A 22,519-nucleotide genomic window follows, 5' to 3' on the forward strand; every position below is an offset into this window, starting at 1 on the left:
ACGGTTTCCGGCCCGGCGACGCGGGCCGCACGCCTTCGTGAACATATTGAACGCAAACGATCGATACGACGTATGGGCGTAGAGTGAGCAGACGGGATCACGCCTCGCGTCCCCTCGTTCGTCCGTCCGGCCTTGCCCCAGGGGGAGCCCATGCGACTGCACGTCGATCAGCGCCATGAGCGGGTGCTCGAACTCGTCCGGGAGCGCGGCAGCCTGCGGGTCGCCGACCTCGCGGCCGAACTCGGCGTGTCCGCGGTGACCCTGCGGCGTGACGTGGAGGCGCTCGCCGCGCAGGGCCGGGTGCACCGGCTGCACGGAGCGGTGGTCTGGCCGGGGGACGCGGCCGCCGAGCCGCAGCCCCGCCGGGAGTCCGCCGAGGGCGCCGTGATCGGCATGATCGTGCCGACCACCAAGCACATCTTCGCGGACATCGTCCGAGGGGTGCGCGAGGTCGTGGCGGCGCACGGCGGACGGCTGGTCCTGGGCATGACCGGCTATGTCGACTCCGAGGACCCCGTGCAGGCGGAACACCTGGTCGCGGGCGGTGCGGAGGCGTTGCTCGTCGCCCCGAGCTGGTTCGGCGGAGTGCCCGTCGGCGGCCAGGAGAAGTGGCTGCTCGACTGCGAGGTGCCGACGGTCCTGGTGGAGCGCTCGGCACCGGCCGGCAATCCCGCGGCGGATCTCGACCGGGTGCGGACGGACCGGGCCCACGGCGCCGCGGTCGCCGTCGGCCACTTCGCCGCGCTGGGCCACCGCCGGGTCACCGCCGTGCTCCAGGAGGGCCCGCACGCCGAACACATCTCCGCGGGCTACCTGGCGGCGGTGCGGTCGCTGGGCCTGGAGGGCGACACCGGGGCCCCCGCGACGCGTGAACACGGCGACTACGAGGCGACCATCGACTATCTCGTCGAGGCCGTCCGCAAGCGCGGGGTCACCGCGGCGCTGATCCACAGCGACGAGGACGCCATCGTGCTGGTGCCGAAGCTGCAGGCGGCCGGCATCAGCGTGCCCGGCGACCTCGCGCTGATCGCGTACGACGACGAGGTGGCCGCCCTCGCGGACGTTCCGCTCACCGCCGTCGCCCCGCCCACGCGCGCGGTGGGGGAACTGGCCGCCGGGCTGCTGCTCCAGCGGCTCGCCGAACGCCGTGCCGGAAACGGGCCCGCGCCGCGTCAACACATCGAACTGCTCCCCGAGTTGAGGGTGCGCTCGTCCTGCGGTGGCGGCACCTCCGCTTGATGAGCGTTGCGCGATCGTTTTGATTGTTATGGTCGAACGCTCTTGACTCTGATCGTGTGCGCGCAAAAGATGTCCTGCATCCGCCTCTTCCCGTACGAGGTCTCGTAGGAGCCGTGCCATGCCGCGCACTTCACGTTCGTTCCGCACCCGCCTTGCCGCCACCGCCGCCGTCGCCGCCCTGGGCCTGCTCGCCACCGCCTGCGGCGGCGACGGCTCGACCGACGCCGCGTCGGACGGCAAGCCGGTCACCATCGACTACTGGACCTGGACGCTCGGGGCCAAGTCGACCGTCGAGGCGTTCAACCGGACGCACAAGGACATCAAGGTCCGGTTCACCGAGATACCCAGCTCGACGGAGGGGTACAGCAAGCTCTCCAACGCGGTGAAGGCGGGCAACGCGCCCGACGTGGCGACCATCGAGTACCAGATGGTTCCCGAGTTCGCGAGCCAGGGCAATTTGATCGATCTGACCGAGTACGCCGGAGAAACGGTCAAGACGAAGTTCCCCAAGTCGCTCCAGAGCCTCGTGACCTTCGGCGGGAAGACCTGGACCGTCCCCTACGACGTCGCGCCGCAGCTCTACTACTACCGGACCGACCTGTTCAAGAAGTACGGCATCGACGTCCCCACGACCTGGGACGAGTTCGAGGCCGCCGCCGCGAAGGTGAGGAAGAAGGACAAGAACGTCCGGCTGGCCTCGATGCCCAAGTCGGACCCGGCCCTGCTGGCCGCCCTGTCCTGGCAGGCCGGCGGCAAGTGGTTCGCCACCGAGGGCGACGCCTGGAAGCCCGGCGTCGACGACGCCGCGACCAAGAAGGTCGCCGCCTACTGGGACGGCCTCGTCAAGAAGGACCTCGTGCAGTCCTTCACCGGGTACAGCCCCGAGGAGACCAAGGCCCGCGCCACCGGCAAGACGCTCTCCTTCCTCGGCGCCTCCTGGTCCGCCGGCGGCATGAAGACCGCCATGCCCGACCTCACGGGCAAGTGGGCCGTCGCGCCGCTGCCCAACTGGGGCACCGCCGCCACCGGCAACTACGGCGGCACCTCCTACGGCGTCCTCAAGGGCAGCAAGCACGCCGAGGCGGCCACCGAGTTCATCGAGTGGCTGACCACCAGCAAGGCGGGCGTCGAGGCCCGCCTCGCCGACCTCGAGTCGCCCAGCAGCGCGCTGCCCGCGAACCCGGAGCTGCGCACCGTGGCCGCCGCCAAGTTCGACACCTCGTACCTGGACGGCCAGGACCTCTACAAGCTGGCCTCCGAGCAGGTCGACACCATCGTCCCCGGCTGGACCTGGGGCCCCAACCAGATGGACGTCTACACCGCGGTGCAGGACGCGGCGGCCAAGGCGGGCTTCACCTCCGGCGTGGAGGCGGGCCAGCGGAAGGCCGAGTCGGGCATCGAGGAGCGCGGGCTCAAGCTCGCCGAGTGACCCGGCGGGTCCGGCCGTCGTCCCCGGTGTCCGGCAGACCCCCGGACACCGGCCGCGGCCGGCCCCCCCCTCTTCGCCGTCTCCCCGCAGCGCCCAGCCCGCCAAGGAGTCCCACTGTGGCAGCACCCGTCGTCCAGTCCGTGAGCCGACCGAAGCCCCAACCCCCGGGCACGGCGAAGCCGCTGGGCTCCGTACGGCCGCGGCGCAGCCAGCGCCGGGCCGCGGCGCTGTTCATCACGCCGTTCTTCGTGCTGTTCGGAGCCGTCATGGTCGCGCCCATCGGCTACGCCGTGTGGATGAGCCTCTTCCAGGAACACTCCTCCGGACTCGGCTTCGGCGGCACGGAGCGGGTGTTCTCCGGACTCGGCAACTACACCCGGGCCCTGTCCGACTCCGGCTTCCGAAACTCCTTCGCGCACATCGTGCTCTACTGCGCCCTGTACATACCGGTGATGATCGGCGGCTCGCTGCTCCTCGCCCTGCTGGTCGACTCGGCGCTGGCCCGCGCCAAACGGTTCTTCCAGCTCGCGCTGTTCCTGCCGCACGCCATCCCCGGGCTGATCGCCTCGATCATCTGGATCTATCTGTACACCCCAGGACTGAGCCCGGTCCTGGAGTGGATCGGCGCCCTCGGCGGCTCCTGGAACTTCTACAGCAACGACCACGTGCTGTCGTCCATGATCAACCTGTGCGCCTGGCAGTGGATCGGCTACAACATGGTCATCTTCTACGCCGCGCTCCAGGCCGTTCCGCGCGAAGTGATCGAAGCGGCCGTCGTGGACGGAGCGGGAGCCATCCGGACCGCGCTGCGGATCAAGGTGCCCATGATCGCCTCCGCGGTCGTCATGACCGTTCTGTTCACCTGCGTCGGCGCCATCCAGATCTTCACCGAGCCGAAGCTCCTCAACCAGCGCGGAGCGCCCTCCATCGACACCGAATGGTCGCCCACCCTGTTCATCTGGAAGGCGGGATTCGTGCAGCACGACTACGGCCTGGCCGCAGCCGCGTCCCTGATCCTCGCCCTGCTGGGCGTCCTTCTCTCCTACATCGTCACCCGGCTCGGCAACCGGTGGAAGGCGGCGTCATGAGCACCCTCACCCGAACCACCGGGGCCCCGCGCGCACAGGCCGGCCCCGAGGCCGCCCCGGCCGCCCGCCGCCGCACCCCGCACCGCGCCCTGCTCTCCCGAGGAGCCGTCAACGGCGTCCTGATCGTCGCGGCGCTCTACACGCTGATGCCGGTGAGCTGGCTCCTCCTCGCCGCCACCAAGAACGACCGCGACCTCTTCGGCACCTCCGGGTTCTCCCTCGGAGAGTTCAACCTGTTCAGCAACCTGCACCGCGTCTTCACCTTCAACGACGGCATCTACCTCCGCTGGTTCGGCAACAGCATCCTGTACTCCGTGGTCGGTTCGGCCGCCTCCACGTTCCTGTGCATCGCCACCGGCTACGCCTTCGACAAGTACGACTTCAAGGGCAAGGAGAAGCTGTTCGGCCTGGTCCTCGGCGGAGTCCTGGTCCCCACCACCGTGATCCAGCTCCCGATGTACCTCCTCGCCACCAAGGCCGGAGTCGTCAACACCTACTGGGCGCTGCTGCTGCCCGCCCTGGTCAACCCGTTCGGCGTGTACCTCGCCCGGGTGTTCTCCGAGGGGTACGTACCCGGTGAGGTGCTGGAGGCCGCGCGCGTCGACGGCGCCGGCGAGGTGCGCACCTTCGCCCGCATCTCGCTGCCGATGCTCGCGCCCGGCTTCATGACCATCTTCCTGTTCTCGTTCACCGCCAGCTGGAACAACTTCTTCGGCGCCCTGGTCATGCTCAACGACGAGAGTCTCTACCCCGTCAACCTCGGCCTGTTCATGTGGAACAGCGTCACGCAGCAGCAGCCCGAGTACTACTCGCTCGTCATCACCGGCTCGCTCGTCGCCGTCGTCCCCCTGATCGTCGCCTTCGTCTGCCTCCAGCGCTTCTGGCGCTCGGGCCTGACCGCCGGCGCGGTGAAGTGACCATGCTCGTACCGGAAGACACCCTCCTGAACAGCTCCGAACCGGCGACCCGGGAACGACGCCCGCGCACCGCCCTCGCCATGGGCCGCGAGATTCACGGCTCCCTCCAGACCGAGGGCGCGCTCGACCGGCTGCGCACCGTCGCCGACGTCGACCCCGCCGCCCACATCACCGACTTCGCCACCGCCGACGACAGTGAACTGACCGCGCTGGAGGTCCTGTTCACCCACTGGGGTGCCCCTCTGCTGACGGAGGAGGCGCTGGGCCGCATGCCGCGGCTGCGTGCCGTCGTCCACGCGGCGGGCTCGGTCAAGCACCATGTCACCGAAGCCGTCTGGAAGCGGGGGATCACCGTCTCCTCCGCGGCCGCCGCCAACGCCCTGCCCGTCGCCGAGTTCACCCTCGCGGCCATCCTGTTCGCCAACAAGCGGGTCCTCGACATCGCCCGCACCTACGCCGACGTCCGCGCACAGCCCGCGCTGCTGCCCTACTTTGCCGGACACGGAAACTACCGGCGCACGGTGGGGGTCGTCGGCGCCTCCCGCATCGGACGCCGTCTCGTCGAACTGCTCCGCCCCCTCGACCTCCACGTCCTGCTGCACGATCCGTACCTCGATCCCGCGCAGGCCCGGGCACTGGGCGTGGAACCCGCCGACCTCGACACGCTCGTCAGGCGCAGCCACGTCGTGTCCATCCACGCCCCCGCACTCCCCGAGACCCGGCACATGTTCGACGCCCGGCGCATCGCGCTCCTGCGAGACGGCGCCACCCTCGTCAACACCGCCCGCGGTTCCCTCGTCGACACCGACGCGCTCACCGAGCACCTCCTCACCGGCCGCATCCACGCGGTGCTCGACGTGACCGAACCCGACGTGCCGCCCGCCGGCTCGCCCCTGTACACCCTGCCCAACGTGCTGCTCACCCCGCACATCGCGGGCTCCCTGGGCAACGAGCTGGGGCGGATGGCCCATTGGGCCGTCGACGAGGTCCGGCGCTACGCCCAGGGGCTCCCGTTCGCCCACGCGGTCGGCCCGGACGAACTGAGCCGCTCGGCCTAGGCACCCGCCCGGGCCCCCGGCCTCGTACTCCCCGAGTCCGGCCTCCTACTCCCCGTGCCCGTGCCCACGCCCGTGCCCACGGCTGTGCATGCCGATGCCCATGCCCGTGACCGCCGTACCGAAAGGACCCCTTCATGCCAGCCGCCGTCCACCGCGTCCTCGTCGTCGGTATCGACGGTGTCCGCCTTGATGTGCTGCGCCGCCTGCGCACCCCGCACCTCGACACGCTCGCGGCCGCCGGCTTCCTCGCACCGATCGAGGTGGACGATCGCACGCCGACCATGTCGGGCCCGTGCTGGGCGACCGTCGTGACCGGCGTGGGCGTCGCGAAGCACGGCGTGTGGAGCAACGACTTCAGCGGCCACCGGCTCGACGTCTTCCCGGACTTCGCGACCCGCCTCGCCGAGCAGGACGGCCGCCGGACCTTCGTCGCGGCCGGCTGGCGGCCCCTGCTGCAGGCACGCGACGGCGGCCCGCTCTTCCGCGCCCCCTCCAGGAGCGCGTACGTGGCCCCCGCGGCCGACACCCCCGAGGCATGGGAGGAGTGCGACGAGCGGATCACCGAGGAAGCGGCGCGGGTCCTCGCCGGCGAAGACGCGGAGGCCTCGTTCGTCTACCTCGGCGCTCCCGACGAGACCGCCCACTTCCTCGGCTGCGGAGAGGCGTACGAGACCTCCGTGCTGCGTGCCGACGAACGGCTCGGCCGGCTCCTGGCGGCGGTGCGCTCCCGCCCCTCGTACGACGCCGAGCGGTGGACCTTCCTCGTCGTCACCGACCACGGGCACGTCGACGCGGGCGGGCACGGCGGCCGTTCGCCCGAGGAGCGCACCGCCTGGCTCGCCGCCGCGGGCCCCGGCATCGTCACGCCGCCGGTGATGGTGCGTCATGTCGACGTGGCGGCGCAGGTGTTCGCGTCGGTGGGACGACTCGCGGACCGGCACTGGACGCTCGACGGGCGGCCCTTCGCGGCGGCTCCGCACGCGGTGCTCCTCGACATGGACGGCACCCTCGTCGACACCGAGTCGCTGTGGCTGCGCACGGTGCGTGAGAGGTGTGCCCACCTCGGTCATGAACTCGGGGACGACGACCTGCCGCACGTCCTCGGCCGCGCGGTCGAGGACACCGCCGCCCATCTGCACCGGGTGACGGGGCACGACCCGCACACCCTCGCCGCGGAACTCGACGCGGCCTTCCTGACGGCGGTGCGTGCGCAGGCCGCCCCCCTGCCGGGTGCCGGCGAACTGCTCGATCTGTTGCGGGACTTGGGGATTCCGGCGGCCCTGGTGTCGGCCTCCCCGCGTCCCGTGGTGGACAGCGTCCTGAAGGTGCTGGGCGCGGACCGGTTCCGTACGACCGTGGCGGCCGGCGAGACGCCCCGGACCAAGCCCGCCGCCGACCCCTATCTCGCGGCGGCCCGGGCCCTGGGCGTCGATCCCGCGGCCTGTCTCGCCGTCGAGGACAGCCCGGCCGGGGTGGCCGCGGCCGAGGCGGCGGGCTGCCGGGTGCTCGCCGTGCCGTCGTACACGCCGATCGCACCGGGGCCGCGGCGCGGTGTGCGCTCCGGCCTGGCCGCAATCGGCGTGCACGACCTGTGGACCGCGGGTCTCCAGGCGTCGGAGGGGGCGCCTGGAGACCCGCACGACCGGCCCCGCGGCCGGTCCGGGGCCTGACCCGGCCGGGGTGCGGCCGGCGTTCCCGCGGCGGACCGCCGGTCAGGCGAGCTTGACGGTGATCCTCTGCGTGACGCCGGCCGTGGCGGCCAGGTCGCCGAAGGTGAGCCGCAGGGCGGAGCCGGTGGTCGCCGAGGTGACCGTGGACGGCTTGGACGTCACCGCGGAGACCGCCCGGTTCCAGGTGAGGGTGAGGCCGGTCTGTGCCCGCATCGGATCGCTGACGCAGACGACCGCCGTGCCGTCGCTCCTCTCGCTGATCATCACGGAGCACGGGGCGCTCGCGGTGAGGGGGCCCACCGTGCCGCCGAACCAGAAGTTGACCCCGGTGAAGCCGAGCGACGGCACCGCGATGCCCTGCTGCTCGTCCGAATTGGCCAGCAGCGTCAGCCAGTTGACGGCGGCGGCTCGTGCCTGGGTCTGGGCCGCGGTGGCGCCCGGCATGAGCAGGTGGGCGTACGAGCCGCCGGTCGGATTCGTCCCGTGGTCGACGTACATCGTGAGGTACTTGCGGTTCAGGACCGTGGTGGCGCCGCCCTTGTTGATGTCGCTCCACCTGCCGTCCCGTGACTCGCGCAGCGCCTTGACGGTCGCACCGCCGGGGAAGACGTAACCGCCGTGCCCGCCGAGATGCGCCCACCGGACACCGGTGAGTGTCTCCGACCAGGGGTAGCCGGCCGGCTTCGTGACGCCGTCGGCCTGGAAGGACGCGCCGCCCGTGGGGCCGAGGTTGCGGTTGTCCACCGTCGACTCCACGGCCGTACCGTCGGTGCACTTGATGCCCGCGCCCAGGCAGACGATGGCGTCGTCCAGGAAGAACCACGACTTCTTCGCCATCAGGGTGCTGCCGAGCCCCTTGAGGTACTGCCCGACGGCGGCCCGTTGGCCGTCCGTCGCGCCGCCGACCCAGTTCACGTCCGGCCGGGACGCTCCCCAGTCACCACCCGCGGCGTCGGCCAGCACCTTGCGCGAGGCGGTGACGCCGGGCAGCCGGTAGGGGTCGACGGTGGGCCAGAAGGCGTCGCTGTACTGCCCGTTGCCGAACGTGTCGCCCCACCAGTAGAGCATTCCGGAGCCGGTGTGCCAGCCGCGCAGGTTCTCGCCGTTGCCCGTCTCGTAGTGCGTGATCCGGCGGTCGGCCATGCTGACCGACGCGGTCCAGCCGGGGCGGCGGTGCGTGGCGCGGGCCATGTCGGTGAACAGCCGGTGCCCGGTCGGCTCGGCGATCGCGGACACCGAGGTGTCGTCCGCGACTCCCTTGAGCCGGGCCAGACCGGTGAGCCCGAGCGCGGGATCGCTCAACGGCGGGCTGTAGTAGTCACGTTGCATCCAGCCCTTCACCAGGCCGCGCCACCGCGCGTTCCGTGTGCTGTCCGCGCCCTGCCCGAGCAGCACGATCGAGGCGAGGATCGAGTGCCCGCGCAGGTGGTCGTCCTGCTGGATCTGCTTGGCGTCGGACGCGGACAGGCCGCGGCTGATCGCCCGGCCGGACACGCCGTCCATGACGAGCCCGTTGTGCAGGAAGGGCGCCCACGCGTTCTCCACCGCGTCGAAGAGGATCTGCCGGTTGGGGTCGGTGACCTCCCACGTGGAACCGGCGAGCAGGGTGAAGAGCATGCCGAGTCCGCCCAGCATGACCGACCCGTACGACCCGGTGTACGGGACGGAGGTGTGCTGGACGAACGACCCGTCCCGGTAGAGACCGTCGCCGCTCGTCACGTACGGGAAGACGGGGGAGAGCGCGTCCCTGGCCAGTGCGATCTTCGCGGCCTCGGCGCCCACGACACCCCGCAGCGCCAGCACCCGGCAGAGGTCGACCCGGTTGGCCCCCGTGCTCGTGCCGGTGTAGGCGGCCACGGCCGAGTCGGGCACGAAGTGGTCGACCGCCCGCAGATAGGCGGCGATCCGCGCCGCCGGCAACTGGTCGTACATCAGCACGCAGACGTCCAGCAGCGCCTGTGGGGCGCCGATCTGCCAGCTGTACCAGTTCCCGTAGCGGGTCCGGTTCTCGTTGTAGGCCTCGGAGTAGAGATGGTCGAGGCCGGTGAGGACGGTGTCCCTCAGCCCCGCGTCGCCGGTCAGGCCCGTGCCCTGCTGGCAGTAGGCCTGGGCGAGCGTGCTCAGTCTCGTGTAACTGGAGTTGAGGTTCCCCGAATAGCCGTACGACTCCTGGTCGGTGTCGGGTTCGGGGTCCGCGTACACGAGGTCGGGCCACAGGGAGCCGGTGGCGGGCGCCATCGAGGAACGCAACTGCGCCGCGGTGGAGCCGAGTTCGGTGAGCCTGCTCTTGAAGGGCTCGGCGGTGGGGGAGAACCCCTCGCCCAGGAGAAGGGTGCGCCAGGTCGCGCGCAGGGTCGCAAACTCGTCCGCGGCCCCGGTCGTGTCGGTGGCGGACGGGACGGCGGCACCTGCGACACCTGCGGCGCCGGCGCTGCCGAGAGCGAGTGCGGTGCCGCCGCTCGCGGCGAGGAAACCACGGCGTGACCATCGAGTCGTCATGAGCGCGCTTTCTAGCACGGAATTGTTCAAACGCTCAATAAGTGCGGCCGAAGTGAGCGTATTGATCGGTGTGGGAGGGTGGCGTGGACCGGTGGTGGCCGGGATGAACTCGGCGCGCGCCTGCCACGTATCACTGCTCGGGGACGCCGGAAACCGCGCCCGTGGAAGGAGAGCAGTGTGTCGACACCGCCCGAACCCGGCCCGCGGCCGGAGCGCCCGGCGATCGAGCCCACGCAGGTCGAACGCGGGCGTACGTCGGATTCGCTGGCGGACCTGTTGCGGCAGGTCCGCGAGAGGGAGGCCGCCCGCCGCCCGGCGCCCCCGGACGGCCGGCCCGCACCGGCTGACGGGCTTGCGCCCGATGCCGGGCCCGACTTCGAGTCGCGGTACTCGGCTGAGGGGGGTGTGCCGGATCCTGCGTCCGACTTCGAGTCGCCGTACCCGGAAGACGGGGAGGTGCCTGATGCCGTGTCCGGCTTCGGCCCGCCGTTTCCGGACCATCAGCCCGTAGGCGAGCCTGATTCCGCCGCCGCCTTCGAGGCGCTGTACTCGGCTGACGGGGCGGCGCCGGATCCTGCGACCGGTTCCGAGGCGCCGTATCCGGACCATCGGCCCGTACCCGATCCCGATCCTGCCGCCGTCTTCGAGGCGCTGTACTCGGCTGACGGGGAGGTGCCGGGTTCGGCGTCCGGCTTCGAGTCGCCGAACTCGGAAGGCGGGGCGGCGCCGGACCCTGCGACCGGTTCCGAGGCGCCGTTTCCGGACCATCGGCCCGTACCCGATCCCGATCCTGCCGCCGCCTTCGAGGCGCTGTACTCGGCTGACGGGGCGGCGCCGGATCCCCCGTCCGACTCCGAGTCGCCGACCTCAGACGACGTGCCGGTGCCTGAATTCGCGTCCGCCTTCGCCCCGCCGTACCCGGCCCATCAGCCCGCACCCGCACCCGATCCCGGGTCCGCCTTCGACCCGCCCTACCCGCAGTACCCGCCCCCGGCCGGACGCGCCCCTGACGAGAAGTACGAATTCAACGCCACGCCCCCAGCGGCTCCCGCGTCGCCCGCCCCGGGCGACGCGACGGAGGAACTGCCGCCGCCCCCGGTAGGCAGGCCACCCGCGTCGGACGGCGCGGGACCAGCCACCGCAAGCACGGCCGCCGGACGCCCGGTCACCGGAAGCACCACTCCCGGACGTCCGGCCACCGCGAGCACGGCCGCTGAGGGCGACCTCGGTCCGGAAGGCCCGGCGGGCAGCCCGGTCGGCGGAAGGCGAAGCCCCCGGCGGCGACCGGCGGCGGGATGGGCGGCCGGAAAGGGGGCCGTGGGCGCGTCCGTGAGGCGGGTGGCGGCGGGCCGGGGGACCGGGAAACGGGCGGTCGGCAGGGCCACGGAGGGAGCGGTGGGCCGGCGCTCGGGGGCGAGGGCCGCGCGGCGACGGCACCTGCGGCGGCCGGTGGACGGCCCGGTCCTGCGTCGCGCCGCGATCGGCACCGCCGTGGTCGCGGCGGCGGTGCTCGGGTTCACCGTCGCCATGCTCCTGCCCGGTGACGACGACGCCCGTGCCGACCGGCCGACCGCCCCGGCGGGTGCTCCGGTGGGGTCCGCCGACGGCGTGCCACCGGGGGAGGCCGACCCGGACGGCGCGGGCACCCTGCGCGAGGGTGACAGCGGCCCGGCGGTGGCGGAACTGCAGAAGCGCCTGCTGCGTATCCCGGACGTGTACGTGGGCGGGTCGGCCGACGGCACCTACGATGCCGTCCTCACCGCGGCCGTGGCCCGTTTCCAGCTCTGGTACGGGATTCGCGGCGACGAGACCGGCGTCTACGGCGACGACACACGCCACGACCTGGAGGCGCGGACCACACCCGCCGCGAGGTGAAGCGGCGCCCTGGCGAGGAAGCGCCCGGCAGGCTTCCCCCGGACGGCACCCGCCGTGAAGCCTCCCCTGACGCCTGACGCCTGACGCCTGACGCCTGACGCCTGACGCCCGCCCGCCGCAAAGTGAACCCCGCCCTCAACACCCAACGGAAGCCCTGCCTGCCCGAGTTGAGCCTCGGGTGCCCACCACCCCACGGATCGCCGGCCGACCGCGAGATGAGCATCGGGCATCCGACCGACCAACCCCGAACCTGCCGCGCCGAGTTGACCGAATGCGTCCTGCGCGACTCGTTGACTAGAAAGCGCTTTCCCCATACCTTCCCGTTCAGCGACGTGACCCGCGGGTGTCACCCCACGTACGGCCACTCGGCCGCTGGAAGCCCGGCGACCAGGGGCGGTTCGGCTGCCGAAGCACTCTCCGGCTCCCGCGCATCGCGCCCGCAGGCGCACAACGTTCAGCATCACGTGCGTAGTTCACTCCGCTGACCCGCGGAACGGACCGGAAGGGATCCATCCGCATGCGTACGGCTCCGGCGCCGCTGCCGGAGAGCTCCAATCCCCCACGCACAGAAGGAATCGGGACATGACCTCATCAGCACGCCCGCACAGCCGGCGCCGCCCCACGCGGCGCCGTGCCCTTCTCGGCACGCTGGCCGCCCTCGGGCTGACCGGCAGCACCTTCCTCGTGAGCGGCATGGCGGGCACCGCCGACGCGGCGGCGGCCTGGCCGACGCCGACGAGGAACGTGCCGGTCACCGCGACGAAGGCGGTCTCCGGCACGTACGACGGCGGCCTGCAGCGGTTCTACGGCAGCGGTGACCTCGGCGACGGAGGCCAGGACGAGGGCCAGAGCCCGCTGTTCAACCTGGCGGACGGAGCCGTCCTGAAGAACGTCGTCATCGGCTCCCCGGCGGCCGACGGCATCCACTGCGCCGGCACCTGCACCCTGCAGAACGTGTGGTGGGAGGACGTCGGCGAGGACGCCGCCACCTTCAAGGGCAAGTCGTCCTCGGCCACGTACACCGTGACCGGCGGCGGCGCCAAGTCCGCGTCGGACAAGGTGTTCCAGTTCAACGGTGCCGGCAAGCTGACCGTCACCGGCTTCCAGGTCTCGAACTTCGGCAAGCTGGTCCGCTCCTGCGGCAACTGCTCCACCCAGTACAAGCGCACGATCGTGGTCAGCGACGTGGACGTGACCGCGCCGGGCCAGTCCGTCGTCGGCATCAACACCAACTACGGTGACACGGCGACGCTGACGAAGATCCGCATCCACGGCGACAGCAGCAAGAAGATCAAGCCGTGCGTCCGGTACACGGGCAACAACACCGGAGCCGAGCCCACCCAGACCGGCAGCGGCCCGGACGGCACCTACTGCAAGTACACGGCGTCCGACATCACCTACAGCTGATCCGGTGTTCCGGCGGCCCGGCGACCCGCCCTCCCGCGGGTCCGCCGGCTCGCCGGGCGCTTGCCGGCGCGCCGGGCGCCGGAGTGTGTGCGGGGCGGGGCCTGCCAGCGGTTCGAGGCGTGCCGACGGGATCTCTCTTGGGTACCGTCGGCCTGGGGTGACGTGCGCCCCGCCTCCGTGACGGCAGGAGTGAACATGCAGTACGTGAAGCTGGGTTCGACGGGCCTGGACGTGTCCCGGATCTGCGTGGGATGCATGAGTTTCGGTGTCCCGGACCGCGGCACACACGAGTGGACCCTCGACGAGGAGGCGTCGCGCCCCCTGATCCGGCAGGCCCTGGACGCGGGGATCAACTTCTTCGACACGGCGAACGTCTACTCCGACGGCACCAGCGAGGAGATCGTCGGACGGGTGCTCGGCGACCTGGCGCGCCGCGACGAGGTCGTCATCGCGACGAAGGTCAACGGCGCCATGCACCAGGGGCCCAACGGCCGCGGACTGTCGCGCAAGGCGATCATGACCGAGATCGACAACAGCCTGCGCCGCCTGGGCACCGATTACGTCGACCTCTACCAGATCCACCGCTGGGACCCGGCCACGCCCGTCGAGGAGACGATGGAGGCCCTGCACGACGTGGTCAAGGCGGGCAAGGCCCGTTACATCGGCGCGAGTTCGATGTACGCCTGGCAGTTCTCCAAGGCCCAGTACACCGCCCGGCTGAACGGGTGGACGCGGTTCGCCTCCATGCAGAACCACTACAACCTCCTCTACCGCGAGGAGGAGCGCGAGATGCTGCCGCTCTGCGAGGACCAAGGGCTCGCCGTCCTGCCGTGGAGCCCGCTCGCCCGCGGCCGGCTGACCCGCGAGTGGGACACCGACAGCGCGCGCAGCCGCACCGACGAGTTCGGGAAGAAGCTGTACCAGGAGGGCGACCGCGTCATCGTCGACACCGTCGGCCGGATCGCCGCCGAGCGCGCGGTGCCCCGGGCGCAGGTCGCCCTGGCCTGGCTGCTGCGGCAGGACTCCGTCACCGCCCCCATCGTGGGTGCCACGAAGGCCCGGCACCTGGACGACGCGGTCGCCGCCCTGAGCCTCGAACTGAGCGACGAGGAGGCCGCGGAGCTGGAGCGGCCCTACACGCCGCGCGCGATCAGCGGTCACTGACGTCCCCGCCCGGTGGTGCGCACGGCACCGCCGGGCGTGCCCGTTCTTCCGGAGTCACCGGGTTCTCTCGTGCGGGCGGGGAGCCCGGCCGGTGTGCCCGCGCTCAGCCCCGCGGGACGAGCGTCCCCGGCACCACCAGGTCGGCGTGCTCGCGTGTCGTGGCCACCAGCTCGGCGTTGCGCCGGTCCGTGCCGCCGACCCAGGCCACCGCCGTGTCGTGGTCCTTGCCGAAGCGTTCATGGCGGGCGACGAGACGGCGTACGCGCTCCTCCTCGTCGAGCTCGCAGAACCAGACCTCGTCCAGGTGCGGCCGCACCCGCGCCCAGTCGCCGTCCGGTACGAGGAGGTAGTTGCCCTCCGTGACGACCAGGCGCGCGCGGCGGGGGACGGGGACAGCACCCGCCAGGGGCTGTTCAAGGGTGCGTTCGAAACCCGGCGCGTACACGACGTCGTCCTCGTCCTCGCGCAGCCGGCGCAGCAGCGCCGCGTAGCCCGCCGCGTCGAACGTGTCGGGGGCGCCCTTGCGGTCACGGCGGCCGAGCCGGTCCAACTCGGCGTCCGCCAGGTGGAAGCCGTCCATGGGGACGTGCGCGGCCCAGGGGGTGACGCCCTCGTTGAGCGCCGCGACCAGGCGCTCCGCCAGCGTCGTCTTGCCCGCGCCGGGACTGCCCGCGATGCCGAGCAGGGCGCGGCGGCCCGGTCGTACGAGCGCGGCCGCTCGCTTCAGGAGGTCGTCGAAGGTCATGGACGCGTTTCTTCCGTTCGGCGGTCGGGTGGCCACGCCGGCAACCGGCGGGCCGGTGCCGGCAGGACCGGCGGGACTGGCAGGGATGACGCTCCCCGTCTCGGGCACACGTTTTCCCAGATCGTGGAAGGAGTATGAACCGACGATGCCCGCAGCCGGACAGCACCACCGCGCCAGGCGCCGCGCGGCTGACGCACGCGATCGGCGTGTGGCGCCCGCCACCCGCTGGGAGGGCGCCGCCCTGGGAAGGTTCTCACCATGACGCAGCTCGGTCTTCCGAAAGAAATCCAGGCCTGTCTCTTCGACCTCGACGGGGTCATCACCAAGACCGCCGTCGTGCACGCCGCCGCGTGGAAGCGAACCTTCGACGACTTCCTGCGCCGGCGCGACGGCGACGGCTTCCGTCCCTTCTCGGACGACGACTACGACCGGTACGTGGACGGACTCCCGCGCGCCGACGGCGTGCGCTCCTTCCTCGCCTCGCGCGGCGTCGAACTGACCGAGGGCGGCCCCGACGACCCGCCGGACGCGGAGACGGTGCACGGTCTCGGCAACCGCAAGAACGAACTGCTCCTGGAACTGATCCGCACCGACGGCGTCGAGGCCTACGACACCACCCTGCGCTACATCCAGGCGGCCCGCGCCGAGGGACTCCTCACCGCCGTCGTCTCCTCCAGCGCCAACTGCCAGGACGTCCTCAGGTCGATCGGCGCGGAGTCCCTCTTCGACGTCCGGATCGACGGTGTGGTCGCCGCCGAGCGGAAGCTGCCCGGCAAGCCGCGGCCGGACACGTTCCTGGCCGCCGCCCGCGATCTCGGCGTCGACGCGTCGGCGTCCGCCGTGTTCGAGGACGCGCTGGCCGGCATGGACGCCGGCCGCTCCGGGCACTTCGGGTACGTCGTGGGTGTGGACCGCGTCGGCCAGGCGGACGCCCTGCGCGAGCACGGCGCCGACGTCGTCGTGGCGGACCTGGCCGAACTGAGGGAGCAGCGTTGATCACCCACACGTCGTACGCGGTCGAGCCGTGGGCGCTGCGCGAGCACATCCTGCACCTCGACGTGCTGCCGCAGAGCGAGTCGGTGTTCGCGCTGTCCAACGGGCATGTCGGCTGGCGCGGCAACCTCGACGAGGGGGAGCCGCACGGTCTGCCGGGGTCCTATCTGAACGGCGTCCACGAGACGCACCCGCTGCCGTACGCGGAGGCGGGGTACGGCTATCCGGAGTCCGGGCAGACCGTCATCAACGTCACCAACGGCAAGATCATCCGGCTGCTCGTCGACGACGAGCCCTTCGACCTGCGGTACGGGCGGCTGCGTTCGCACGAGCGGGTCCTGGACCTGCGCACCGGTCTGCTCACCCGGACCTGCGAGTGGACGTCGCCGGCCGGTTCGACCGTGCGGGTGCGGTCGACGCGCCTGGTGTCCTTCACCCAGCGGTCGATCGCCGCCGTCGCCTACGAGGTGGAGGCCGTCGGCAGCGAGAGCCGCATCGTCGTCCAGTCGGAGCTCGTCGCCAACGAGCAGCTCCCCGGCCACAACGGCGACCCGCGGGCCGCGGTGGCACTGGACTCGCCGCTGGAACCGGAGGAGCAGTTCGCGAAGGACCGGCGGCTGCGGCTGGTGCACCGCACCCGGCGCAGCGGCCTGCGGGTGGGCGCCGCCGCCGACCACGCCGTCGACGGCCCCGAACCGACGACCACGGACAGCGAGAGCACCGACGACGTCGCCCGCCTCACCGTCACCTCGGTCCTCGCCCCCGGGCAGACGCTGCGGGTCGAGAAGTTCGTCTCGTACGGCTGGTCCAGCACGCGGTCGCTGCCCGCGGTGAGCGACCAGGTCGACGCGGCGCTCGCGGCGGCCACCAGGTCGGGCTGGCAGGGCCTCGTCGACGAACAGCGCGCCTACCTGGACGACTTCTGGGCGCGCGCCGACGTCGAGGTGGACGGTGACGAGGAGATCCAGCAGGCGGTCCGCTTCGCCCTCTTCCACGTGCTGCAGGCGGGTGCCCGCGCCGAACAGCGGGCCATCCCGGCGAAGGGCCTCACCGGCTCCGGCTACGACGGGCACGCCTTCTGGGACACCGAGACCTTCGTACTGCCCCTGCTCATGTACACCTCGCCGGGTGCGGTCGCCGAGGCGCTGCGCTGGCGCCAGAACACCCTGCCGGCCGCCCGTGAAAGGGCCGCCCTGCTCGGGCTGAAGGGCGCGGCCTTCCCGTGGCGGACGATCGCGGGATCGGAGGGTTCGGCGTACTGGCCGGCCGGCACCGCCGCGTTCCACGTGAACGCCGACATCGCCGACGCCGTGGTGCGCTACGTCGCCGTCACCGGTGACCGGCACTTCGAACGCGACACGGGGGTCGAGCTGCTGGTGGAGACGGCCCGCCTGTGGCGCTCGCTGGGCCACCACGACCACCACGGCAGGTTCCACATCGACGGGGTGACGGGCCCGGACGAGTACAGCGCGGTCGCCGACGACAACACGTACACCAACCTGATGGCCCGTACGAACCTTCTGGCCGCCGCCGAGGTCGTCGAGCGCCACCCCCGGCAGGCCGCGGCCCTGGGGGTCGACGACGAGGAGAGCGCCGCCTGGCGCGACGCCGCCGAGGCCATGCACATCCCGTACAACCACGAACTGGGCGTCCACGAGCAGCACTCCGGGTTCACCCGCAACCAGCGCTGGGACTTCGCGGCCACGGGCCCGGAGCAGTATCCGCTGATGCTGAACTTCCCGTACTTCGACCTCTACCGCAAACAGGTCGTCAAGCAGGCGGACCTGGTGCTCGCGATGTACAAGTGCAGCCCGTTCTTCGACGAGGAGCACAAGGCCCGCAACTTCGCCTACTACGAGCCCCTCACCGTCCGCGACTCCTCCCTGTCGGCGTGCTGCCAGGCCGTCATCGCCGCTGAGACCGGCCATCCGCACCTCGCCTACGACTACCTGATGGAGGCGGCGCTGATGGACCTGGAGGATCTGGAGCACAACACCCGCGACGGCCTCCACATCGCCTCCCTCGCCGGTGCGTGGATGGCGCTCGTGGCGGGCTTCGGCGGGATGCGGCACCAGGGCGAGCGGATCGAGTTCGCGCCCCGGCTGCCCGAGCGGATCAGCCGGCTCGCGTTCCACCTGGAAACGCTGGGCCGCCGCCTGCGCGTGGAGGTCACCCCGGCCGCCGCGACGTACACCCTGCTGTCCGGCGAACCGCTGACCGTCCACCACTACGGCGAGCCCCTCACCGTCGACGCGGACAAGGCACGGAAGCGCGACATACCGAAGACCCGGCAGCGGCCGGCACCGGAGCAGCCGCCGCACCGGCGCCCCAACAGCGGACTCCTGGGACGCGTCGACGGGGGGTGAGCGGGCCGGACGTATGCTCACGGCATGAAGCGCGTCCTCGTGGTCGGGATCAGCGGCGCCGGGAAGTCCACCCTGGCGCGCGCCCTGTCGGCCCAACTCGGCCTGCCCTACCACGAGATGGACGCGCTGTACTTCGCGGGGCCCGGCTGGGCGGTGAACGAGACGTTCACCGAGGACGTCGGCCGTATCACCGGGTCCCCGGGCTGGATCGTCGACTCGCTCGGCTATCCGGAGGTCCGCGACCTGCTGTGGGAGCGCGCCGACACGGTGCTCTGGCTGGACTACGGGCGACGCGTGATCATGCCGCGCGTCCTGCGCCGTTCGCTGCGCAGGACGCTGACACGCGAACCGATCTTCGGCGGCAACCGGGAGACCCTGGCCGACTGGTTCCGCGCCGATCATCCCGCCTGGTGGGCGTGGTCCCGGCACGGGGAGCGGCGCGCGGAGATCGGCCGCCGCGCGGGGGACGCCCGGTTCGCTCCGCTGCGGGTCGAGCGCTTCACCACCCCGGGTGAGGCCACCCGATGGCTGCGGTCCCTCACGGCCACCGAGTCCGGCTGAGACGACGTCAGCCGCCGAAGAGCTGGGTCCAGTACGTGCCCGCCGGGCCGCCGCCCGCGTAGCCGACGCCGAGGTGTGTGAAGGCCGGTTTCAGGATGTTGGCCCGGTGGCCGGGGCTGTCCATCCAGCCGCGGACGACCTCGGCGGGGAAGCGCTGACCACAGGCGATGTTCTCCCCGACGGAGCGGTGTCCCGAGCCCGCGGCGGCCGCCCGGTCCCAGGGCTCCCGGCCCTCCGGCGAGGTGTGGGAGTAGAAGCCGCGGACGGCCATGTCGGTGCTGTGCGCCTGCGCGGCCCCGGTCAGCCGGGCGTCCGTCGCCAGCGGGCGCAGACCGGCCGACGTCCGTTCGGCGTTGGTCAGCGCGAGGACCTCCGCCGCCGTCCGGGCCAGTCCGGCGGGGGAGAAGGGGCAGGCCCACAGCGCCGTCCAGAACAGGTCACCCGAGCGCGGCGCGGCGGCGCTGCCCACTCCGACCCGGCCGAACGCCGGTGCGCACAGGGTGAGCCGGGACCGCTCCGTCGAGAGGCAGTAGTCCACGAACTCGCCCGGGGTGCGCGGGCCCGACACCAGGTGCTCGCCGACGGTCAGATACGCGTACCCGGTCGCGGTGAGGCGCTGGTGGACGGAGACGCCGTCCGGGGTCTCGGCGCCGAGGCGTCCGGTGGCGGCCATCGCCGCGGCGTGCGCCTGCGCCGCGGCCGTCAGCCGGGCATCGGTGAACACGGGCGGGGCGCCCGCGGCGGCACGTGCGGCGTTCACGCGGGCGAGGAACTCGTCCGGGGCCCGGCCGACGCGGGGGTCGGCGCCGGGCGGCCGGGCGGCGGGCCGGAGCGGGACGGCCCCGGGTGAGGATCGGGGTGCGGGGACGGGCCGCGCCACGGGAGTGGTGGCCCGCGAGGCGGGGCCGGGGGTCGTGGGACCGGGTCTCGTGGGGGTGGTCCCGGGGGAGGCCGCGCGGGTGGTCTCCGGTGCGCGGCGGCCCGGCTCGGCGGGTGTCTCGTCGACGACGTCGACGCCGAAGTCCCGGGCCACGCCCGCCAGTCCGTCGGCGTACCCCTGTCCCAGCGCGCGCAGCTTCCATCCGGTGCCGCGCCGGTAGATCTCGGCGATCAGCAGGACGCTCTCGCTGCCGGGGCGCGGCGGCGCGAAGCGGACGAGGACCCGCCCGCCCGGCCCGCTCACGTGCAGTACGGGCACGGGCAGCTGGCCCAGGGGCGTGTCCGGGTCGGCGGGACCGACGACCACGCAGACCCGGCAGGCGCCGGGCCGCAGCCCCGCGGGATCCACGGTCAGGCCCTCGCCCGTCAGCCGGACCCCGGGCGCGCCGGGCTGGTTGTAGAACACGAAGTCGCCGTCGCTCCGGACCTTGCCGCCGTCGTCCGTGACGAGCGCGCTGATGTCGAAGGGGCCCGGCACCCGGAGCGTCAGAGTGCCGGACGGGAGGGGCACGTTGCCCCCGGGAACAAGCTCGCTCATCGCGCCGCCCGTCGGGTGTCGGTCGTCCGCAGCGGCCTGCCGAACGGGCGGCCCGCCGTCCTTGGCCGCACCCCTCGGGCCGCTACTCCGACAACGCGCGGCCGGTGCCCCGCGGTTCCCTCGAAGGCACGGCGGTGCGCAGCGACCTGAGGGCCAGCAGCAGGACCCCGATGTCGTCCAGGTAGACGGGGTCGGGAAGCAGGTCGGTGGGGAGCACGAGATAGGCGACGGCACCCCAGAACACCCAGCGGGGGCCGGCCGGGAGCCCCGCGCGGCGCAGGTCGCGGCGGGCCCGCACGAGCCGGACCAGCAGCGCGACGGCCACCGCCAGGACGGCCGCCGCGAGGACCGCGCCGACGACGAGCAGGTTCCGTGTCGTGAATTCCATGTCCGCGTCCTAGTCGTCGTCGGGGGCGTCGAGGCGGCAGAGGACGAAGTCGGTGAAGGCGTGGCGTCCGCGCCGGTCCCCGACCTCGTCGATCGCCGCGCGGATGTCGCGCAGCCGCTCCGGCGGCAGTTGCAGCGGCGGCTCGTCGGGCTGGTACGTGGTGCGCACCGGGTAGTCCTCGCCCGGACGCCGCGTCATCTCGATGTGGCAGCCGAGGACGTGGCTGACGGGCCGGTCCGCGCAGAAGGCGATCAGCCGGTCGATGCTGCGGGTGAAGGCGGGCCAGTCGTCCACGTAGAGGCGGCCCGGGTAGACGGTGTCGCCGGTGAGCAGGAAGCCGGTCCGGGGGTCGTAGTACGTGACGGCCGCCTCGTGGTGCCCGGGGGTGGCCAGGCACTCCAGCACCCGCCCGCCGAGGTCGACGTGCGCGATACGGCCCGGGTCGTCGGTGAAGCCGAAGAAGGCGAAGGCACTGTCCAGGGCCGCGTCCACCACGCGCGTGTGCGGGCGGCCGGCGAACTGGCCGTCGGCGGCTACGTGGTCGCCGTGCGGGTGGGTGTGCAGGACGAGCAGCTCGTAGCCGTCCCGGGGGTGGGCCGCAAGCCACCGGTCCACGAGCCCGTCGACCACACGGCGCAGCGGGAAGAACGCGGGCGACGCGGTCGCCCCGGTGTCGATCAGTATGGCGCGGGCCTCGCCGAACAGCAGGAAGAGGAACGGCGCCTCGTAGTCGACGGCCTTGTTCTGCCGCAGGACGACGGTGTGCTCGTCGTACACGTGGACCTGGATCTCCGGGTCCGTGTCGTGCTTCGCCGACGGTGATCCGTGGATCCACCGCACGTCGAGCGAGCGCACGCCGGGGGATGCTGCGGTGACGAGGCCCTGCGGCCCTGGCGCGTCCACGACGGCTCCTTCGCTGTGCCGGCCTGCCGACCGGGTACGGCTCACCTCCCGCCCGGGACAGGCACGGCCGCGCCGCCGCGGGGAAATTACCACGGCTCGCGTACCCGTCCCGGCGCCGATCAGGCGTCGGGCGAGGGATAGAGCCACAGCCGGAACAGGCGGCTGAGCCCGGGCATGATGACGTAGGTGAGCAGGGGCAGCAGGACGAGCGGGAACACGGCCGCCCGCAGCGGCAGGGGCCAGGCGGCGGTCCGCGGCGTCACCAGCCACTGGATCAGCAGCGTGCACGGATAGGCGCCCAGGAACGTCGTGAGGGCCATCTTCCAGCGCGCGGGTGCCCGCACCGCGGTGCCCGGGAGGCTGAACCAGGTCTCCATCCCGGTCGTCGACTGCCGTTCGCTGTCGACCTCGGTGGCGACGCCCTCGATCCGCGCGTGCCAGGTGGCGCGCTCGGGCGATTCCAGCCACTCGGTGAGCCGTTGCGCGTCGGCGAAGCGGAGCACGGCGTGGCTGAGGTGGCCGTCCTCCGGGCGCAGCCAGGAGACGCCCTCGTTGCCGGTGAACTGTCTCGCGCAGCGCGTGATGCCGCGCGTCCACTCCTCGAACTCGGCCTCGCGCCCTGGACGGACCTTCCAGGTGAGTACGGTCGTGATGGGGTCGCCGTGCCGGCCGTGAGGGGTGCTCATGTCGACATCGTGTGCCACGGGCGGCGCCGGTCATGCACCGGCGCGCCCCCGGGC

18 protein-coding genes are annotated in these 22,519 nt (G+C 72.4%); 12 read left to right on the plus strand and 6 right to left on the minus strand.

Features of this window, described 5'->3' with window-relative positions:
* Positions 1–150: 150 nt before the first annotated feature.
* The 6 genes from ACWGIS_RS16515 to ACWGIS_RS16540 all read left to right on the plus strand — a co-directional run bounded on the left by ACWGIS_RS16515 (position 151) and on the right by ACWGIS_RS16540 (position 7,401).
* Positions 151–1,239 (plus strand): substrate-binding domain-containing protein, encoded by a 1,089-nt coding sequence (locus tag ACWGIS_RS16515; RefSeq protein WP_453363110.1) that lies wholly within the window; start codon positions 151–153, stop codon positions 1,237–1,239.
* Positions 1,240–1,357: 118 nt separating this feature from the next.
* On the plus strand, positions 1,358–2,668 hold the full coding sequence (locus tag ACWGIS_RS16520) for an ABC transporter substrate-binding protein (RefSeq protein WP_453363111.1): 1,311 nt from the start codon (positions 1,358–1,360) through the stop codon (positions 2,666–2,668).
* Positions 2,669–2,784: 116 nt separating this feature from the next.
* Positions 2,785–3,756, plus strand: a complete 972-nt coding sequence (locus ACWGIS_RS16525; protein WP_453363112.1) for a carbohydrate ABC transporter permease — start codon at positions 2,785–2,787, stop codon at positions 3,754–3,756.
* Positions 3,753–4,673 (plus strand): carbohydrate ABC transporter permease, encoded by a 921-nt coding sequence (locus tag ACWGIS_RS16530; RefSeq protein ID WP_453363113.1) that lies wholly within the window; start codon positions 3,753–3,755, stop codon positions 4,671–4,673. The genes ACWGIS_RS16525 and ACWGIS_RS16530 overlap by 4 nt, the downstream gene beginning before the upstream one ends.
* Before the next feature lie 2 nt (positions 4,674–4,675).
* A complete protein-coding gene (locus ACWGIS_RS16535; protein WP_453363114.1) occupies positions 4,676–5,731 on the plus strand; it encodes a hydroxyacid dehydrogenase in 1,056 nt (351 codons plus the stop codon).
* Positions 5,732–5,865: 134 nt separating this feature from the next.
* A complete protein-coding gene (locus ACWGIS_RS16540) occupies positions 5,866–7,401 on the plus strand; it encodes an HAD-IA family hydrolase (protein WP_453363115.1) in 1,536 nt (511 codons plus the stop codon).
* A 42-nt stretch (positions 7,402–7,443) separates the two neighbouring features.
* On the opposite strand, the gene ACWGIS_RS16545 is transcribed toward ACWGIS_RS16540, so the two are convergent.
* Entirely contained in the window at positions 7,444–9,900 is a 2,457-nt protein-coding gene (locus tag ACWGIS_RS16545) for a polysaccharide lyase 8 family protein (RefSeq protein WP_453363116.1), read from the minus strand.
* Between the two features lie 1,395 nt (positions 9,901–11,295).
* Between ACWGIS_RS16545 and ACWGIS_RS16550 the strand changes: the two genes are divergently transcribed.
* The 3 genes from ACWGIS_RS16550 to ACWGIS_RS16560 all read left to right on the plus strand — a co-directional run bounded on the left by ACWGIS_RS16550 (position 11,296) and on the right by ACWGIS_RS16560 (position 14,346).
* Positions 11,296–11,775, plus strand: coding sequence for a peptidoglycan-binding domain-containing protein (locus ACWGIS_RS16550; protein ID WP_453363117.1), 480 nt, complete (start codon positions 11,296–11,298; stop codon positions 11,773–11,775).
* A 582-nt stretch (positions 11,776–12,357) separates the two neighbouring features.
* Positions 12,358–13,182, plus strand: a complete 825-nt coding sequence (locus ACWGIS_RS16555; RefSeq protein ID WP_453363118.1) for a pectate lyase — start codon at positions 12,358–12,360, stop codon at positions 13,180–13,182.
* Between the two features lie 195 nt (positions 13,183–13,377).
* A complete protein-coding gene (locus tag ACWGIS_RS16560; RefSeq protein WP_453363119.1) occupies positions 13,378–14,346 on the plus strand; it encodes an aldo/keto reductase in 969 nt (322 codons plus the stop codon).
* Between the two features lie 103 nt (positions 14,347–14,449).
* On the opposite strand, the gene ACWGIS_RS16565 is transcribed toward ACWGIS_RS16560, so the two are convergent.
* Positions 14,450–15,091, minus strand: coding sequence for a nucleoside/nucleotide kinase family protein (locus ACWGIS_RS16565; protein ID WP_453363120.1), 642 nt, complete (start codon positions 15,089–15,091; stop codon positions 14,450–14,452).
* A gap of 258 nt (positions 15,092–15,349) precedes the next feature.
* Here ACWGIS_RS16565 and ACWGIS_RS16570 point away from each other — a divergent pair, with 258 nt between their 5' ends.
* Genes ACWGIS_RS16570 through ACWGIS_RS16580 form a run of 3 tightly spaced genes read left to right on the plus strand, consistent with a single transcriptional unit; the run spans position 15,350 to position 19,011 of the window.
* Positions 15,350–16,087: a beta-phosphoglucomutase family hydrolase gene (locus tag ACWGIS_RS16570; protein WP_453363121.1), complete on the plus strand. Its 738-nt coding sequence runs from the start codon at positions 15,350–15,352 to the stop codon at positions 16,085–16,087.
* Positions 16,084–18,450, plus strand: coding sequence for a glycoside hydrolase family 65 protein (locus tag ACWGIS_RS16575; RefSeq protein WP_453363122.1), 2,367 nt, complete (start codon positions 16,084–16,086; stop codon positions 18,448–18,450). Before ACWGIS_RS16570 ends, ACWGIS_RS16575 begins: the two co-directional genes overlap by 4 nt.
* Positions 18,451–18,474: 24 nt before the next feature.
* Complete coding sequence (locus ACWGIS_RS16580; RefSeq protein ID WP_453363123.1) at positions 18,475–19,011, plus strand: adenylate kinase; 537 nt, start codon at positions 18,475–18,477, stop codon at positions 19,009–19,011.
* Between the two features lie 7 nt (positions 19,012–19,018).
* Here the strand turns inward: ACWGIS_RS16580 and ACWGIS_RS16585 are convergent, their stop codons facing one another.
* The 4 genes from ACWGIS_RS16585 to ACWGIS_RS16600 all read right to left on the minus strand — a co-directional run bounded on the left by ACWGIS_RS16585 (position 19,019) and on the right by ACWGIS_RS16600 (position 22,465).
* On the minus strand, positions 19,019–20,488 hold the full coding sequence (locus ACWGIS_RS16585; RefSeq protein WP_453363124.1) for a CAP domain-containing protein: 1,470 nt from the start codon (positions 20,486–20,488) through the stop codon (positions 19,019–19,021).
* Positions 20,489–20,570: 82 nt separating this feature from the next.
* Positions 20,571–20,876 (minus strand): YkvA family protein, encoded by a 306-nt coding sequence (locus ACWGIS_RS16590; protein ID WP_453363125.1) that lies wholly within the window; start codon positions 20,874–20,876, stop codon positions 20,571–20,573.
* A gap of 9 nt (positions 20,877–20,885) precedes the next feature.
* Complete coding sequence (locus tag ACWGIS_RS16595; protein ID WP_453363126.1) at positions 20,886–21,779, minus strand: MBL fold metallo-hydrolase; 894 nt, start codon at positions 21,777–21,779, stop codon at positions 20,886–20,888.
* 119 nt (positions 21,780–21,898) lie between these two features.
* Positions 21,899–22,465, minus strand: a complete 567-nt coding sequence (locus tag ACWGIS_RS16600) for an antibiotic biosynthesis monooxygenase (protein WP_453363127.1) — start codon at positions 22,463–22,465, stop codon at positions 21,899–21,901.
* Positions 22,466–22,519: the final 54 nt, after the last annotated feature.

The sequence above is a fragment of the Streptomyces sp. NPDC054842 genome (genome assembly GCF_053611025.1).